This window comes from Streptomyces sp. NPDC090119 (assembly GCF_044747085.1).
Lineage (GTDB): Bacteria > Actinomycetota > Actinomycetes > Streptomycetales > Streptomycetaceae > Streptomyces.
This window is the reverse complement of record NZ_JBIVDK010000006.1, coordinates 158439-173435: the sequence shown is the minus strand read 5'-3', so window position 1 is coordinate 173435 and position 14997 is coordinate 158439. Positions and strand designations below refer to the sequence as shown.

General features: G+C 72.0%; 14 protein-coding genes. 8 read left to right on the top strand and 6 right to left on the bottom strand.

What is annotated here, in order from left to right; all coding sequences use genetic code 11:
• Positions 1–5 precede the first annotated feature (5 nt).
• From ACIPPM_RS25510 to ACIPPM_RS25495, 4 genes are all read left to right on the top strand, one after another.
• Positions 6–1781: an asparagine synthase-related protein gene (locus ACIPPM_RS25510; RefSeq protein WP_401451887.1), complete on the top strand. Its 1776-nt coding sequence runs from the start codon at positions 6–8 to the stop codon at positions 1779–1781.
• Positions 1730–2260: a hypothetical protein gene (locus tag ACIPPM_RS25505; protein ID WP_401451885.1), complete on the top strand. Its 531-nt coding sequence runs from the start codon at positions 1730–1732 to the stop codon at positions 2258–2260. The genes ACIPPM_RS25510 and ACIPPM_RS25505 overlap by 52 nt, the downstream gene beginning before the upstream one ends.
• A complete protein-coding gene (locus ACIPPM_RS25500; protein ID WP_401451882.1) occupies positions 2179–2505 on the top strand; it encodes a lasso peptide biosynthesis B2 protein in 327 nt (108 codons plus the stop codon). The genes ACIPPM_RS25505 and ACIPPM_RS25500 overlap by 82 nt, the downstream gene beginning before the upstream one ends.
• Positions 2506–2613: 108 nt before the next feature.
• Positions 2614–4509, top strand: a complete 1896-nt coding sequence (locus tag ACIPPM_RS25495; RefSeq protein WP_401451879.1) for an ABC transporter ATP-binding protein — start codon at positions 2614–2616, stop codon at positions 4507–4509.
• On the opposite strand, the gene ACIPPM_RS25490 is transcribed toward ACIPPM_RS25495, so the two are convergent.
• On the bottom strand, positions 4488–5339 hold the full coding sequence (locus ACIPPM_RS25490) for a type IV toxin-antitoxin system AbiEi family antitoxin domain-containing protein (protein WP_401451876.1): 852 nt from the start codon (positions 5337–5339) through the stop codon (positions 4488–4490). The two genes, ACIPPM_RS25495 and ACIPPM_RS25490, sit on opposite strands and share 22 nt — an antisense overlap.
• A 110-nt stretch (positions 5340–5449) precedes the next feature.
• Here ACIPPM_RS25490 and ACIPPM_RS25485 point away from each other — a divergent pair, with 110 nt between their 5' ends.
• Positions 5450–5974, top strand: coding sequence for a GNAT family N-acetyltransferase (locus tag ACIPPM_RS25485; RefSeq protein WP_401451873.1), 525 nt, complete (start codon positions 5450–5452; stop codon positions 5972–5974).
• Positions 5975–5993: 19 nt separating this feature from the next.
• On the opposite strand, the gene ACIPPM_RS25480 is transcribed toward ACIPPM_RS25485, so the two are convergent.
• Positions 5994–6644 carry a CatB-related O-acetyltransferase gene (locus ACIPPM_RS25480; protein ID WP_401451870.1) on the bottom strand — a complete coding sequence of 217 codons (651 nt, stop codon included), beginning with the start codon at positions 6642–6644 and terminating at the stop codon, positions 5994–5996.
• Positions 6645–6810: 166 nt separating this feature from the next.
• Positions 6811–7749: an NADP-dependent oxidoreductase gene (locus ACIPPM_RS25475; RefSeq protein ID WP_401451867.1), complete on the bottom strand. Its 939-nt coding sequence runs from the start codon at positions 7747–7749 to the stop codon at positions 6811–6813.
• 228 nt (positions 7750–7977) lie between these two features.
• On the opposite strand from ACIPPM_RS25475, the gene ACIPPM_RS25470 reads away from it, so the two are divergent.
• From ACIPPM_RS25470 to ACIPPM_RS25460, 3 genes are all read left to right on the top strand, one after another.
• Entirely contained in the window at positions 7978–8940 is a 963-nt protein-coding gene (locus tag ACIPPM_RS25470) for an aldo/keto reductase (protein ID WP_401451864.1), read from the top strand.
• Positions 8941–9231: 291 nt separating this feature from the next.
• Entirely contained in the window at positions 9232–10035 is an 804-nt protein-coding gene (locus tag ACIPPM_RS25465; protein ID WP_401451861.1) for a hypothetical protein, read from the top strand.
• 61 nt (positions 10036–10096) lie between these two features.
• Positions 10097–10891, top strand: coding sequence for a hypothetical protein (locus ACIPPM_RS25460; protein ID WP_401451858.1), 795 nt, complete (start codon positions 10097–10099; stop codon positions 10889–10891).
• Here the strand turns inward: ACIPPM_RS25460 and ACIPPM_RS25455 are convergent.
• From ACIPPM_RS25455 to ACIPPM_RS25445, 3 genes are all read right to left on the bottom strand, one after another.
• The gene (locus ACIPPM_RS25455; RefSeq protein WP_401451856.1) at positions 10842–11882 is read right to left on the bottom strand and encodes a LacI family DNA-binding transcriptional regulator; all 1041 of its coding nucleotides are present in this window, start codon (positions 11880–11882) and stop codon (positions 10842–10844) included. The genes ACIPPM_RS25460 and ACIPPM_RS25455 overlap by 50 nt on opposite strands.
• 51 nt (positions 11883–11933) lie before the next feature.
• Complete coding sequence (locus ACIPPM_RS25450; protein WP_401451853.1) at positions 11934–13670, bottom strand: discoidin domain-containing protein; 1737 nt, start codon at positions 13668–13670, stop codon at positions 11934–11936.
• An 81-nt stretch (positions 13671–13751) separates the two neighbouring features.
• On the bottom strand, positions 13752–14825 hold the full coding sequence (locus ACIPPM_RS25445; protein ID WP_401451851.1) for a DUF1996 domain-containing protein: 1074 nt from the start codon (positions 14823–14825) through the stop codon (positions 13752–13754).
• Positions 14826–14997 lie beyond the last annotated feature (172 nt).

The window sequence follows — 14997 nt, the reverse complement described above, 5'->3', positions numbered from 1 at the left end:
TCCGGATGACAGCGAAGGAGGCAGGCGACGTGGATTCGCCATGGCTGGCCGGAGGCGCGTTCAGCGCTCCGGCAGGGGCCGCGCGCACCGCGGGCGTGTGGCACGCCCCCGGCTCACAGGTGCGGGTGATGACGGCGGGGACGGTCGGAGCCGTGATCGCCGGAGTATGCCCGGCGGACGACGCGGAAGTCTCCCGCACTGCTGTGGCGGTCGCCTCGGGACGGCCCGAAGCGATCACCGGCATGAGCGGGTCGTACTGGATGGCCGTCCACGACAGTGAGCGGAAGCGGACGGTCGTCGCGGGAGACCTCGCGGAAGGCAGGGGCGTCTTCACCGCACGGACCGACAGGGGGCCGGTGTGGGCGACGGACGCCGCCACCCTCGCGGCACAGCTCGGCCGGGGCCCCGACCTGGAACTGCTGGTGGCCCGGATAACCGTGGGGTCGGCCGAGCACTGGCCCGAACGGTCGGTGTGGTCGGGCATCGAGCGAGTTCCCGGCGGACACGCCCTGATCCTGGACGAAGCCGGAACGCGCACCGTCGACGTACGGCTCCGACCGGACGGGCGGAGCCTGGAGGCGGGCGCCGAAGAGGTCGGGGCCGCGCTGTGGGCCGCGACCCAGGGCTACGCCCACGCGGCCGGCCCCCGGGTGAGCGCGGATCTGTCCGGTGGCCTGGACTCCTCGGCGGTCGTCATCGCCGCTGCGGCGGTTCGCCCGGTCATGGCCGTCACCTACGGCGGCCCGCTCGCCGACAGCACGGACACGCGCCTGGCCCGGCAAGTCGCCCAGTATGTAGGCGCCGAGCATCACATCAGCTCCGGCGGAAACGGCACCGCCCATTTCTCCCGCTGGCCCCACACCCGCCCGCACGCCCCGGTACTGCCCGTGTCCTCGTATCCCCTGGACGCCGACTACCTGCCCCCGGCACGCGGATTCTCCGCGGTCCACCTGACCGGGCACGGCGGGGATGTCGTGCTGGAGTCCTCGACCGCCGCGTGGACCGCGCTCGCGCAGGACGGACAGACGCGGCGGGCGCGGGCGGCCGTGACGGCCCTGGCCCGCCGGGTCAACACGGCGCCGGGTCCGCTGTGGCGGGTGGTCCGCGAGGGGGCACGAGGTCGGCCGTCCGCGCTCTACCGGGCGGCTGAGGCCGTCGCACAGGGTCGGCTGCTCGGCCACGGGCTCGGGGTATGGACGTGGTGCCCGATCGGTCCGGCCACCCGATGGCTGACACCGACTGGGCGTGAGGCGGTCGCCGGAATGCTGGCGCACTCCGGACACGCGGTGGGCGACGTCGACGCGGGCGAGTGGGACGACTGGAGCGCGCTGCGCTACAACGGCTCGGCCATGCGCGACAGCGAGCCACTCTCCGCGGAACACGGCGTCCGCCAGGTATCTCCGTTCCTGGACAACGACGTCGTCAGGGCGTGCCTGCGCATCGGCGCGGGCGAGCGACGCCGACCGGACAGCTACAAGCCTCTGCTCGCCCTGGCCCGGGCGGACCTGCCGGGCTGGCTGACAGGACGCCAGTCCAAGGGCCACTTCACGCCACTGCTGTACGAGGGACTACGGGCTCGGCGCCCAGAACTGCACCGGGTGATCGACGCCAGTGAACTGGTGAACCGAGGGCTCATCGATCCTGCCGTCGTGCACGCCGCGTTGGACGAGGCGGCAGCGGGCGTGGGACGGCCTCCGCTGCCTGCCCTGGAGTCCTTCCTGATCACCTCATGGTGGCTCGACCGCACCAGGTCCCCGGCGCCGGAAGAAGGCGCGAGGTGATGCGGGTGCCGCCCGGTGTGCACCGTGCCGACCTCGGCGGCGGCTCCGTCGCCGTGCTGGCCCTGCGCAACGGCACCTGGCAGTGGATGAACGAGGCCACCGAACGCATCTGGTCGGCCGCTCTGTCCGGCACGCTTCCCGAAATGGCCGAACGAATGCGGTCGGAGGGGATGCCCGGGGATGTCGAGGAGATCGTCTTCAGCACCGTGGGGCGCCTGGAGCGGGCGGGGCTGCTTACCGACGCCGACCGCGGATCGGCCCGCCTACCCGCACAGTTGCCCGTCCTGACGACGGTGGCGGCGCCGTGCGCGAGTTGCGGTCCGGGCATGCGCGTGCTGGCCAGGGTGGGGCTCGCCTTGGCGCTCACCGTGATGCGGCTGCCATTGCGTGCCCGCATATGGCTGCTGGGCGGCCTGCGCGTGCTGCCGCTCGCCGCCCGCCCGGTCTGGCCGCGTCGGCGGCGGCCGCCGTACCGCTGATCCGCCCAGCCTGGTGGCCGGGCCGTATCGCGTGCATGGAGGTGTCGCTCGCCACCGTCCTCACGATCGCGTTGTGCGGACGACGCGCGCACTGGGTGCTCGGTGCCCGGCGTATGCCGAACGAAGCGCACGCCTGGGCGTGGACGCCCGCCGGAGCACACGGGCTGTCCGGGCGGGACGCCGACGACGAGCGGCGCCCCTGGGTCGGCGTCGCCGCAGCACCGCCCGTTAACTCACACGAGTGAATTGAGTTGCCCGGTGTCGACGCCGGGCGGCCACTCACCTGCCCGACCTGGACCGGCCCCGTCAAAACCACGGTGCCAAGTGACGGGCTGGACCTCTACACCGGATACGTGACCGCAGAATCCCTGTCCGCCGAGGTCGGCCCGGCGCCGCTCATGCGTTTCGCCGAAGAACGACAGCACGATGCTCCGGGCCTGACCGGCACCGCCAGGCGGCTGCCCGCCGTGCTCGCCCGTACCGTTCGTCTGGCCTGGCACGCCGACCGGCAGGCGCTCGTCGCCATGCTCATCACGCAGGCCGCGTCCGCCGTGCTGGCCGCCGTCGCCCTGGCGACGACCACGAGCCTGATCGCCGCCGTACTGGACGCGGTCACCGCCTACACCCGGAGCACACCTGTCGGGCCGATCCTGCGCGGCATGACCGTCCCGGCGGTGTGGGTCACGGTCACACTCGCCGGGGCCGCGCTCTGTGACACCGCCGCCCGCGCGGCCGCCGCCCGCCTCAGCCCCCGCGTCTTCCGAGAAGCCGACCTGCGGGTCCTGGACGCGGCGGCCTCCGTGGAACTGATCGCCTACGAACACCCGGGCTTCGAGGACCAGCTCGACGCGGCGGGCAAGGGAGCCGAGTCGGCGCGCGACCTCGTCCTCGACCTTCAAAGCACCATCTCCGTCGTCGCCCAGCTCACCGCCGTCGCCGCCGTGGCCGCCGCCCTGAACCCCGTTCTGCTGGCTCTGTTGCTGGCCACCGCCGTCCCCCGCGTGTACGCGTCACTGCGTACCGCGCGTATGGAGCACGCGGCCGCGACCGCCGCCCGTTCCGACAGCCGCCTGCGCGCGACCCTGCGCGGCTACAGCACCGACCGCAACACCGCGGCCGAGATTCGCGCCGCCGGGATGGGCCGCTTCCTCTCCGTCCGCTACCGGCAGGTGTCCGACCGGCTGGAAGCCGAGGCGCTGACGGCCGCTCTCGGTGGACTGCGGGTGCAGTTGGCGGGTGACACGATCTCGGCGCTCACCCTGTGCGCCGCCTTCGCCGCACTCGGCGGGCTCGTCATGACCGGCCGTCTGGAGGCGGCGGCCGCCGGTACCGCGCTCTTCGCACTGCGGGCCGCGACGGCGGCCCTCACCACGCTCACCCGTGCCGGGGCGAGGATCTTCCGCACCGGGCTTCAGCTGGAGGACTGGTCCGCGTTCCTCGACGAGGCGAACCGGCACCGCAGTCATCGGGGCCACCGGGCACTGCCGTACGGCGGCCCGGACGTCATCACCGCACGCGGCCTGACGTTCCGGTACCCGGGAACCGACCGGGCGGCCGTCGACCACGTCGACCTGGACCTCAAACGCGGGGAGATCGTCGCGCTCGTCGGAGAGAACGGGTCGGGCAAGACGACGCTCGTGCACCTGCTCACCGGCCTGTACCTGCCCGACGCCGGAGAGGTGACCTGGGACGGCGTCGACCTCAAGGACGCACCGGCCGCCGAGGTGTGGCAGCGCGTGGCCATGACGCCGCAGGAGTACACCCGTTGGCCGCTGACCGCCCGGGAGAACATCACTCTCGGCACCCCGCGTGACACGGATGACGGCGCCGTACTCGCGGCGGCGCGTGCCAGCGGGGCCGACCGGGTGCTGGCCGGGCTTCCGGCAGGGCTCGACACGTCACTCGCCCGCTCCTGGTGGGGCGGCCACGATCTGTCCGGCGGCCAATGGCAACGCGTCGCGCTGGCCCGGTCCTTCCACGCCGACGCCGCCGTGCACATCCTGGACGAGCCCACCGCGGCGCTCGACGCACGTGCGGAACGCCAGGTCTTCGACACGTTCCGCGAACTGGCCGCCGGACGCACCGCCCTGGTCATCACCCACCGCCTCGCCAACGCCCGCGTGGCGGACCGCGTCATCGTGATGGCGAACGGCCGCATCGTGGAATCAGGCACCTACCCGGAACTGCTGCAACGCCCCCACGGCAACTTCGCCGAACTCCACCGCCTTCAGGAGGGCATGGAGAACTGAGCGGTTCCAGGAAGATCCGGTGGCGTACTCCGGCGTTCGGGAGCGGCGGCCGCGGCCCACCGGTTGACGGGTCCAGCGTGCCGGGCGAGCTGCGCGGCGAGGTCGGGCCGGGCGGACAGCAGGCGGACCGCCTCGGCGAAGCCTTCCCTGCCGGCCAGTTCGACCTGCTGACGCCGCAGGCTCTCGCCCGCCTGCCGGACGAGGTGGTAGATCACGTCGCGTCCGGTGGCGGTGGGCTTGAGGCCGTAGCCGCGGGAGAAGGGCCGCACCCGTTCGGCGAGGTCGTCGAGGTCGACCAGGCCACGGCGTTCCGCCTCGGCGATCACCCCGCCGACATGCCCGCCGTCGGCCTTCGCCCGGAGCAGGTCCGTGATGGTGCGGAGGGCGGTGGTGACCGGCAGTCCGTCGACCACGGTCACCTCGCCCTCGTCCAGCGGAGCCGTGCGCAGCCGGACGAAGGGCTCGGTGGTCGTGCGCCGCCGGGGCACGGTGATCTCGACCTCGGGCGCGGGGATGTCGCCCAGCTCGTGCAGCAGGCAGGCCGACGCGTGGGAGACGACGCCGGAGTCCGGATGGCCGGGTGGGCGGTCCCAGGCGAACTCCTTCGGCATCAGTCGCAGCCAGGCGGCCTTGATGTCCTGGTGTCGAGGCATGCCCGCGGCGGTCACGACATAGACACCCCGGCTCACGTTCTCCAGCAGGCCCGCCTCGGCCAGACGCAGAAGCCGCACCGCCCCCACGCCGAGCTCCTTGGCCTGAGCCGTGGTGATCATGCCCCACTGATCCGCCGCGGCTCCGGCGACGAGGGCGAGCTGCTCAGCACGGTCCATACAGAGATGCTTACATAATTTGGCAGAGATAGTTACTCCTAGGTGTAACCATCTCTGCTACTTCAACTCTTCCGGTGTAACCAACCCTGCAAGAGGATCACCATGGGGAGATGCCCGGACCGACGCCCGTCGCCACCCCACTCCCCGACTACACCAAGGCCGACCAGCAAGAGATCCTCGGCACTGCGGACGACCCCTTCGGCGTCGCCTCCGCCGGTCTCGTCTGGCGGGCCAAGGACGTGCACTTCGGTGTCCGGGACGGAGGACGGCTGGTCGCGCATGCCGGACTGGTGCGGCTCGACGTCTTGGTCGGGGGTGTGGAGGCCGAGGTGATGGGGGTCGGGGGTGTCGCCGTGGCGCCCGAGGCGCGGGGGAAGGGGCTGGCCCGGCTGGTGCTCGCGGCGGCCCTCGACCATGCCCGCATCCTCGGCCCCCGGCACGCCCTGCTGTTCTGCCGCCCCCCGCTCGTCCCGCTCTACCAGCGCCTCGGCTGGCATCCGCTCGACGGGGACGTACGGGTCGAGCAGCCCGAGGAGCGTGTGGTGAGCATGCCGTTGCGGACCATGGTGACGCCCCTGCATCCGGGCGTGGACTGGCCGTCCGGGCCGGTGCGGCTGCGCTCGCTGCCCATGTGAGGGCACTCCGTGGAGAACCTCAAGGCTGGCCGATGGGCGGCGCCGCCGCCTCCAGTTCGTCCACCGTGCCCGACATGATCGTGCTGATGTGCTCGGTGATGTGCTCGGCGGGCCAGTCCCACCAGGCGACCGCCAGCAGCCGGGTCACGTCCGCCTCGTCGTACCGCATGCGGAGCAGCCTCGCCGGGTTGCCGCCGACGACGCCGTAGTCGGGCACGTCGCCGGTGACGACCGAGCCCGCGCCGATGATCGCGCCGTGGCCGATGCGGACGCCGGGCATGACGGTGGCGCCGTAGCCGAACCAGACGTCGTTGCCGACGACGGTGTCACCCCGGTTCGGCAGGCCGGTGAGGAGGTCGAAGTGGTCGGCCCAGGAGCCGCCCATGGTGGGGAACGGGAAGGTGGAGGGGCCGTCCATACGGTGGTTGGCGCCGTTCATGAGGAACCGCACGCCCGTGCCGAGCGCGCAGAACCTGCCGATGATCAGCTTCTCGGGACCGTAGTGGTAGAGCACGTTACGGGTCTCGAAGGCGGTGGGGTCCTCGGGGTCGTCGTAGTACGAGTACTCGCCGACCTCGATCAACGGGGACTTGACCAGCGGCTTGAGCAGGACGACGCGCGGCTGCCCGGGCATCGGGTGGAGGACGGTGGGGTCGGCGGGCACGGGCATGGTGGGCGCTACCTCGCGGGTCGGGGACTCCGGGCCGGTCCCATGATCGTGGCCCCGAGGCTCAAGCCGCGAGCGCTTTGAGGGCGGGGCGGTGGGCTTCGTCCGTCAGGGCGCGGACCTGTCCGCGTACCGCCTGGTCCTGGCGCCCAGCTCATTCAGTCGACGGTCACTCCGCCTTGCCGTCGGGAAGGATGACGAGTTTGCCCCGGACGTGTCCGTCCTCGCTGACGCGGTGGGCCTCGGCGGCCTCTTCGAGGGGGTAGGTCGCGGCGATGGGTACGGTCAGCTTCCCCTCCGCCGCGAGCGCCGCGGCCTCGGCGATCCGGTCGGCGGCGCCTTCCGAGGCGGCGGAGATCATCCGCACCCCCAGCCCGGCGGCCGAGAAGTCGGCGATCGTGACGACACGGGCCGGGCCCCCGGCCACCTCGATCAGCGCGGGCAGCGAGCCTCGGCCCGAGGCGTCGAGCACCGCGTCGACCCCGTGCGGGGACACGGACCGAATGCGGTCGGCGAGCCCGTCGCCGTACACCACGGGTGTCGCGCCGAGCGAGCGCAGGTAGGCGTGGTTGTCCTCCCGTGCCGTTCCGATGACGTGGGCGCCCCGGTGCCTGGCCAGCTGGACGGCGACCGTCCCGACACCGCCCGCGGCGCCGTCGATGACGATCGTCTCGCCTTCCTCCAGGTGCAGTTCGGCCAGGGCGTGGAGGGCGGTGTTGGCGGCGACCGGAAGGGCCGCGGCCAGTTCCCAGGGCACCGACGCGGGCTTCTTGGTGAGCATCTCCGCCTTAACGATGGCTACTTCGGCGTAGCCGCCGAAGCCGATCGCGCCGAGCACCTCGTCACCGACGGCGAACTCGGTGACACCGGGCCCGACCGCGTCGACGACCCCCGCGACGTCTCCGCCGAGCACCACCGGGAACTCGACCGGCATGAACGACGCCGCCGCGCCGCTGCGGATCTTCCAGTCGATGGGGTTCACCCCCGCCGCGCGTACGGCCAGACGGACCTCACCCTCTCCCGGAGTGGGAGCCTGGCCTTCGACCACCCGCAGGACGTCAGGATCGCCGTACTCCGAGAGGGCGACGGCTCGATGGTTCTCCCGCACTGGCTTCCTCCTGAACGTTCTGGCTGACGGCGCATCCGAGCGTAACAACTACGCCTGTTTTGCCGGGTGTTCAGAACGCGTGGCGGCCAAGTCGGCGCAGTGAGTGTTTCCTGACTGGCCCATCTCCTATAGTCCGGACGCCGGCGTACCTGTGAGTCCCGTGCGAATCCATCACCGGTGACTCCCGGGTGACGCCTTCACGTAGTGACACCCGGGGAAGGACATCGGATGAAGCAGCGACGGATCGGCGGCGAGTCGGGGCTGGACACCAGCGCCCTCTGTCTGGGGGCGATGCACTTCGGTACCAAGACCGACGAGGCCACGGCGTTCGCCGTTCTCGACAGGTTCCTGGAGGCGGGCGTCACCTTCATCGACACCGCCAACACCTACGCGTTCTGGGTCGAGGGCGGAACGGGCGAGGAGAGCGAGGCACTGCTCGGCAGGTGGCTGAGCAGCCGCGGTGTGCGTGACCAGGTGGTACTGGCCACCAAGGCGGGAGCGCTGCCCGTACCCCTGGACGCTCCGTGGCCGCAGGCCGCCGAGGGGCTGTCGCGGGAGGTGTTGACGCGTCAGGCCGAGGCCAGTCTCAAGCGGCTGGGGACGGACCGTATCGACGTCTACTACGCGCACATCGAGGACCGGCGCACCCCCCTGGAGGAGACGGTCACGGCCTTCGGGGACCTGGTGGCGTGCGGTACCGTCCGGCTGCTCGGGTGCAGCAACCACGCGGCGTGGCGGATCGAACAGGCCCGAGCCCTCGCGCGGCAGCTCGGCGTCCCCGGCTACACCTGCGTCCAGCAGCGTGCCACCTACCTGCGGCCGGGGCCCGCCGCGGACTTCGGCGTCAACCCCCACGTCAGCGACGAACTCCTCGACTACGTGCGCTCCGAGCCGGACCTGACGCTGCTCGGCTACTCGACCCTGCTGGGCGGGGCGCTGTCCCACCCGGACCGCCCGGTTCCGGCCCAGTACGACCACCCGGGCACCCCGGGTCGGCTGTCCGCGCTGCGCCAGGTCGCCGACGAGCTCGGTGCCACGCCGAACCAGGTGGCACTGGCCTGGCACATGCACAGTTCGCCCAGCGTGCTTCCGGTCCTCGGGGTGAGCTCGGTGGCTCAACTGGACGAATGCCTGGCCGCGGTCGACCTGGAGCTGGACTCCCACCACCTGGAGCAGCTGGACAACGCCTGACGCACGCGACCCCCGCACCGCCCCCGAGGCTCAAGCGGCGAGCCCCGAGCCCTCTTAACAAGGATTGGTTGGTGGGTCTCAACCCACCCTCCCACCCCGCCACTTGACCAGGAGCCACCGACTTGCCACGGACAGTCATGACGCTCTAGCGTGCCCGCATAACGAACAGCCCCCGCCAGGCGCTACCAACACCTGCGGGGGCTTGACCTACAAGATCGACAGGACCTCGATCCAGTGGCTGACACCAAGCTTAGCTCTGCCCCCCTGCAAGCGCACGCGTCCCCGCCCCCGATGGCCAACCCCGGCTACGGGAAGCGCTCCACACCGGACCAACTCCAGCGCACCAAGCACGACTTCACGCATCTTCCGCCCCGCGAGGCGGCCATCGCCGCGTACCTCGACCGGTTGCCCGAGGGTGCCGACATCTCGGTGAAGACGCTGGCCAAGACCCTCCCGTACGGGCAGTGCGCGCTGCGTACGGCGCTCAACCGGCTGCAGAACGCCGGGCACTTGAGGCGAGGAAGGGAACGCCTGGAGTCGGCGGGGGCCGGAACCCGCTGGATCACCCGATCGTGGTTCTCCCGTACCGCCCGCGACGACGCGTGGTGGGCGTCGTTCGCCCGGGGCGACGTGACGGAACCCGTGCCGAAACCCACCCGCTCCCGGGCCCACATCCTGCTGGCCGCCCTCGGCCGCAAGACCCCGGCCCTCTCCCTCTCGGCCGCGGACTGCGCCGACCTGGCCCCGCTGCTGACGGAGTGGTTCGCCCGGGGTGCCACGGACGAAGCCGTCGTCCGAGCCCTGACCGACGGCCTGCCGAACCCGATCCACCACCCGGCGGCCCTGCTCCGCCGCCGCCTGACCGACAAACTCCCCCCGGAACCAGCCCCGACCCCGCCCCGCCGCACCCTGGAATGCGCGAACTGCGGCCTGCCCGGGCACCCCGAGGCCCTCCCCGGAGGCATGTGCCGAGCCTGCCGAGGCGACCGCCCCCACTCACCGGACGCCTCACTGCCCGCCCGCTCCGTACAGGCCCACGCCCAGCAGATCCGAGCCGCGATGTCCGCCCGGAGGCACGTCCCCGCCCACGGGTAGGCTCACGATCTTCGGTCGGCGGACACCGGCCGGAGTCCTCCCGAGGCTGTGACGACGAACCGTGAACCTCGAAGACATCCCCGCCCGAGCCCGGCTCGACCGAGCCCTGGACGACCTGGCCGTCACCTTCCACGGCATGACCGCCCGCGCCGACGAGACCCAGTGCACCTGCCACTGGGGCGGCGCGGACGAGCTGGCGCTGCTGAAGGTGCCGGATCTGGGACTCGCCCCGGACCTGCTGCGCCGCACTTGGAGCGCGCCCGACTGGGGCGACCACGGCGCGGTACTGCGCCGCGTGCTGCCGCAGTTCGCGCGGGCGCTGGCCGACGGCACGGCGGAGGGCCTGTACTTTCCGGCCGAGATCGGGCAGTCGTTCAACCGGGGCTGCTGGCAGCGGTGGCCGGATCACCAGCGCGCGTCGGTGGAGGAGTTCCTGCACGCCTGGTGGGCCCACAGCCTCACCGCCCCGGCTCCCGCGATCCCGGTCCACCACCTTCTCGTGCTGTGCGCGGAGGCGTCCGCCACGCTCACCCCCTGGCTCGCGGCCTGGGAGGCACTCGACCACCCCACGGCCGACCGGCACCTGGCGGAAGCGGCGGCCGTCTGGACGCGCGACCTCCTGGACGACGAACTCCCCTGGCCCACCTGGCACGACGAGGACCCCCTGCGCATCGAACTCGTCACCTGGCTCGCCCGCCACGCCCCGAGCCGCCTGCCAGCCCACGACCCCCTTCTCCACCGCATACGCCTCGCGGCCCTCCCCACCCCGGCCCGCTGGGAAGACCCCCACTGGGTGGTCCCCCGGCTCACGCCGACTCCCGCACCACCAACTCCGGATCGAAGATCAGCGACGTAGGTTCGGTCCGGGCCCCCCGGATGTGCTCGTCCAGGAGCTGGGCCATCGCGGCGGCCATTTCCTCGACCGGCTGCCGCACGGTGGTGAGGGGTGGGCGGCAGGTCAGGGCCGCGCTGGAGTCGTCGAAGCCGACCACCGCGACGTCGTCCGGGACTCGGCGGCCGTGTTCGCGGAGGATCTGGCAGGCACCCTGGGCCATGAGGTCGTTCGCCGCGAACACGCCGTCCAGGTGCGGGTGTTCGGCGAGCAGGTCGGACATCGCGGCGAGCCCGCTGTCGAGGGTGAAGCCGCCCTCGGCGACCGGGACGTACGGGTACCCCCGGCGGGCCATCGTGGCGCGGAACCCGGCGAGCCGGTCCCGGCTGGCGGCGACGTCGAGCGGGCCGGTGACGGTGCCGATGCGGCGGCAGCCACGTGCCAGGAGGTGCTCGGCGGCGAGGCGCGCCCCGTCCCGGTGGGCGAGGTCGACGTAGCTGAGCGGTACGGGACGGGTGGGGCGGGCGAAGAGGACGGCGGGCAGACCCGCGTCGGCGAGGAGGGCGGGCAGGGGATCGTCGGCGTGGGTGGAGACGACGAGGGCGCCGTCGGCGCTGCCCTGCCGGAGGTCGGTCAGCACCTGGCGGCGGGTGTCCGGGGACTCGGCGAACATCAGGAGCGGGTGCATGGAGCGCGGGCGGAGGTAGCCCACGACGCCGCTGACCACCCGGCCGAAGAAGGGGTCGGCGAACACCCGCGTCGCGACCGCGTTGTGCACCTCCTCGGGGGTGTCGCCCGCGCCGGACACGACCAGCGCCACCGTCTGGCTGCGCCGGGTCACGAGGGACCGGGCGGCCTTGTTGGGCGCGTACCCGGTCCGCTCGATGGCCCGGCGTACCGTCTCCTGGATGCCGGGATCGACATTGCGGACGCCGTTGATGACCCGCGAGACGGTCGCGCGGGAGACTCCCGCCTCCTGCGCGACGTCTTCCAGCGTGGGGGCCTCTCTGCTCATCTCGGCACCCTAGCGGCCCTCCCGCGCGCCGGGATAGAGCGCTCTCCGAGCTCAGCCGTACACACCGAACTCGTAGAGCGAGTAACCCCAACCGGTGCCCCGCGCCGTCCCGTTGACCCGCACATAGCGGCCGGTCCCGGAGACGTCGAGGTCGTCCACGCCGCCGTTGCCGTCCCCCACACCGCGGACGGTGGTCCAGTTCTGCCCGTCGTCCGAGGTCTGCACGGTGTAGGCCCGCGCGTAGGAGGTCTCCCAGACCAGCTGCACGTGGCGGAACGAGGTACGGGCGCCGAGGTCGACGCGGAGCCACTGAGGGTCGCTCCAGTCGCTGGCCCAGCGGGTGGTGAGGTTGCCGTCCACCGCGTTGGCGGCCGTGCAGGGGCAGTCACCGCCGCCCGTCTGGGCCGAGGAGGCGGTCGCGGGCTTGCCCCGGGCGAGGTTCGTGCCCGCCGGGACGGGCGGCACCACCCGGAAGGACCGGGTCTCGACGCCCACGTTGCCCTTGCCGTCCTTGGCCTTCACGTAGATCTTCCAGACGCCCGGCCGGTCCGGCGCCGTGACGCGCAGCCTGCCGCCGCCGAGATCGGTCGCGGGGAGCGTGACGAGCTGCTTGCTCTGGTCGATGTAGTTGCTGTTGTCCTGCACCTCGTACGCGATCGGGTCCCCGTCGGGATCGGTGGCCCTGACCGCGAGGGTGAGGTCACCGCCTGCCGGGACCTTGGCGGCGTCGCCCTCGATGCTCAGGTCGGAGATGACCGGCGGGGTGTTGTCCCGCGAGGTGTCGGCGCCGTACGCCCGCTTCACCGCGTAGTAAGACAGCCGTTTCTCCCCGGCGGGCAGCAGGTTGAACCAGATGCCGCCGAAGTCGTACTCGGTGCCGTAGTGGAACATCGTGGCGCCGAGCGCGACACCCCGGTGCCCGGTGACGCAGTTCCACGCCCGCGTGTACCCGTCGGCCTTGGCCCGGTCGGTGGGCTCGGCGGGGACGCCGTTCGCATCGTCCGGCACCTCCCACTCACCCGCCGGACCGGTCTCGGTGACGATGTACGGCTTGGTGTAACCCCCTTGCTGCCAGGCCGCCTTGACGTCGCAGATCGCGTTGTAGGCGTTGACGGCGTAGAGGTCGAGGTCGGGCGCGTTCCTCTTGTAGTAGGGCCAGGCGCCGGTCCACGCGTCGGTGGAGGTGACCGGGTGGTCGGGGTCGACGGCGTGGATCTTCTTCGTGATGTCGTTGACGAGCGCGGTGTACGCGTCGCGCTGCCGCTCCAGCTCGGCGCCGCTGTAGCAGTTCTGCAAGCCCAGTACGGACTCGTTGCCGACGTTCCACATCAGCACGCCGGGGTTGTCCTTGTAGGTGGCGGCCCACTGCGGGAACTCGGTGAGCACCTGGTTCTTGTACGCGGTGTCGGTCAGGTAGTTCACGCAGCCGCCGCTGCCGGGGCCGCCGCCCGGCTGCAGCCAGAACCCGGCGATCACCTTGATGCCCTGGGCGGCGGCCGCGTCGAACAGCGGCTTGCTGGAGGCGTCGGTGCCCCAGGTGCGGACGGTGTTGACGCCCATCGACTTCAGGTCGGGCATATAGCGGGGCGCGTCTGCGGTGGACGGCCCCCAGGTGAGGCCCTTGATCTGGTACGGGCTGCCGTCGACGGTCAGCTGCCAGTCGCCCTGCGCGCCGGTGACCCGGACGACGCTGCCCGCGGCCTGGGCGGGCGGGGCGGGCAGGGCGACGAGGGCTCCGGCGGCGAGCAGGCCCGCGGTGAGGGGTGCCGTGACACGGGATGCGGTCATGAGTGTCCGTCCGGTGTGCGGGTGGGGGGAGGAGCCGGGGTCCTGTCGGCCGGGGGGACTCCGGCCGACAGGAGAGGTGCGTCAGGGCAGCCGGTAGTTGGCGTCCAGGGCGGCGCCCGCTTCGGGGTGCGTCTGGTCGTAGCCCCGCGCGTCGCATTGGAGGGCGCCGACGACGCAGTGGTCCACGAGCGCCTTCAGGGTCGGCGCGTCCCACGCGTTGAAGAAGTCGTAGTGGAACGAGTAGCCCGCCCCGCTCGACAGCTTCACCTGGCTCATGTCCCCGTTGACCGGGAACGCCATCTTGAACTCGATCATCGGCAGGGCGACGGGGTGGTCGTCCGGGCAGATGTTGTTGTTGGTGCCGGGATTGACCACCGGGTACGCCATGTGGGCCTGGTGGTTCGGGGTGTCCAGGTACTTGCCGTCCCAGCAACTGGGCGCCTGGAAGCGGATGTTGAGCTGGACATCGGCGCGGTTCGGGCACTGGGCGGGGAAGTCGGTGTTGAAGTAGCTGTCACCGCACTCCCAGCCCTCGACGAAGCCGCGGTGGGCGCGGAACTCCGCCGCCGACTGCATCGGGCTGCCGACGACGAAACGCAGGCCCTTCGGGAAGGGGCGCACGCTGGTGTAGTCGGTGACGCCCGCCTTGTAGTAGATGACCTGCGGGCCGACCGGCAGCACCGGGGTACTGCCCTTGAGCAGGGTCGGCATCCAGTAGGCCGACTTGTCACCGGGCGCCTTGCAGGTGGTGCCGCCCGCGTCGAGCGAGGCGGTGGTGCTGGCCGCGCTGGTCGTGGTGTTGCCCATGAAGGTGTGGTCGTGGGACTTGCCCGGCTGGCCGGGGTAGACGATCGGGTCGTCCGGGCGGGTGTGGGTCACCGAACAGTTCGCCTGGAACTCGTGGAAGTACCGGTGCGGCGGCTCGGCCTTGGAGGGGACGACCCCGGTCACCTGCGGGTTCGCCGGGATGTAGCCGTCGCCGTCCGGGTCCTCCGGCGAGGACTGCGTGGAGACGGGCATCGCATGGCCCGCGTGGACGGTCGCGGCTCCCGCCACCGGGTCGGCGCTCATCGCCACGCCGGTCAGGCCGAGGGAGGTGAGGAGCAGGGCGCTGGACACCAGTAATCCTGAGACGGTCTTCGATCTCCGTGCCATGGAGACCTCCTGCCACGTCGATGGGGACGGTGGGGGTCGGGCGGCCGGGACCGGCGAGAGGGGGCGACGCCGTCCGCGACCGTCCGCGTGACGGTCCATCACATGTGCCGTGGAATCCGGGAGAGCGCTCTCCCGTCGTGGAGTGTTGTGGCGGCCCGGCGGGGGTGTCAAG

Coding starts and splice junctions, on each gene's coding strand:
- ACIPPM_RS25480 (WP_401451870.1), bottom strand. CDS start 6,644: ATGCCCGTGCCCGCCGACCCCACCGTCCTCCACCCGATGCCCGGGCAG.
- ACIPPM_RS25470 (WP_401451864.1), top strand. CDS start 7,978: ATGAAGCAGCGACGGATCGGCGGCGAGTCGGGGCTGGACACCAGCGCC.
- ACIPPM_RS25500 (WP_401451882.1), top strand. CDS start 2,179: ATGGCTGCTGGGCGGCCTGCGCGTGCTGCCGCTCGCCGCCCGCCCGGT.
- ACIPPM_RS25450 (WP_401451853.1), bottom strand. CDS start 13,670: ATGACCGCATCCCGTGTCACGGCACCCCTCACCGCGGGCCTGCTCGCC.
- ACIPPM_RS25505 (WP_401451885.1), top strand. CDS start 1,730: ATGGTGGCTCGACCGCACCAGGTCCCCGGCGCCGGAAGAAGGCGCGAG.
- ACIPPM_RS25490 (WP_401451876.1), bottom strand. CDS start 5,339: ATGGACCGTGCTGAGCAGCTCGCCCTCGTCGCCGGAGCCGCGGCGGAT.
- ACIPPM_RS25485 (WP_401451873.1), top strand. CDS start 5,450: ATGCCCGGACCGACGCCCGTCGCCACCCCACTCCCCGACTACACCAAG.
- ACIPPM_RS25455 (WP_401451856.1), bottom strand. CDS start 11,882: ATGAGCAGAGAGGCCCCCACGCTGGAAGACGTCGCGCAGGAGGCGGGA.
- ACIPPM_RS25510 (WP_401451887.1), top strand. CDS start 6: ATGACAGCGAAGGAGGCAGGCGACGTGGATTCGCCATGGCTGGCCGGA.
- ACIPPM_RS25465 (WP_401451861.1), top strand. CDS start 9,232: ATGGCCAACCCCGGCTACGGGAAGCGCTCCACACCGGACCAACTCCAG.
- ACIPPM_RS25445 (WP_401451851.1), bottom strand. CDS start 14,825: ATGGCACGGAGATCGAAGACCGTCTCAGGATTACTGGTGTCCAGCGCC.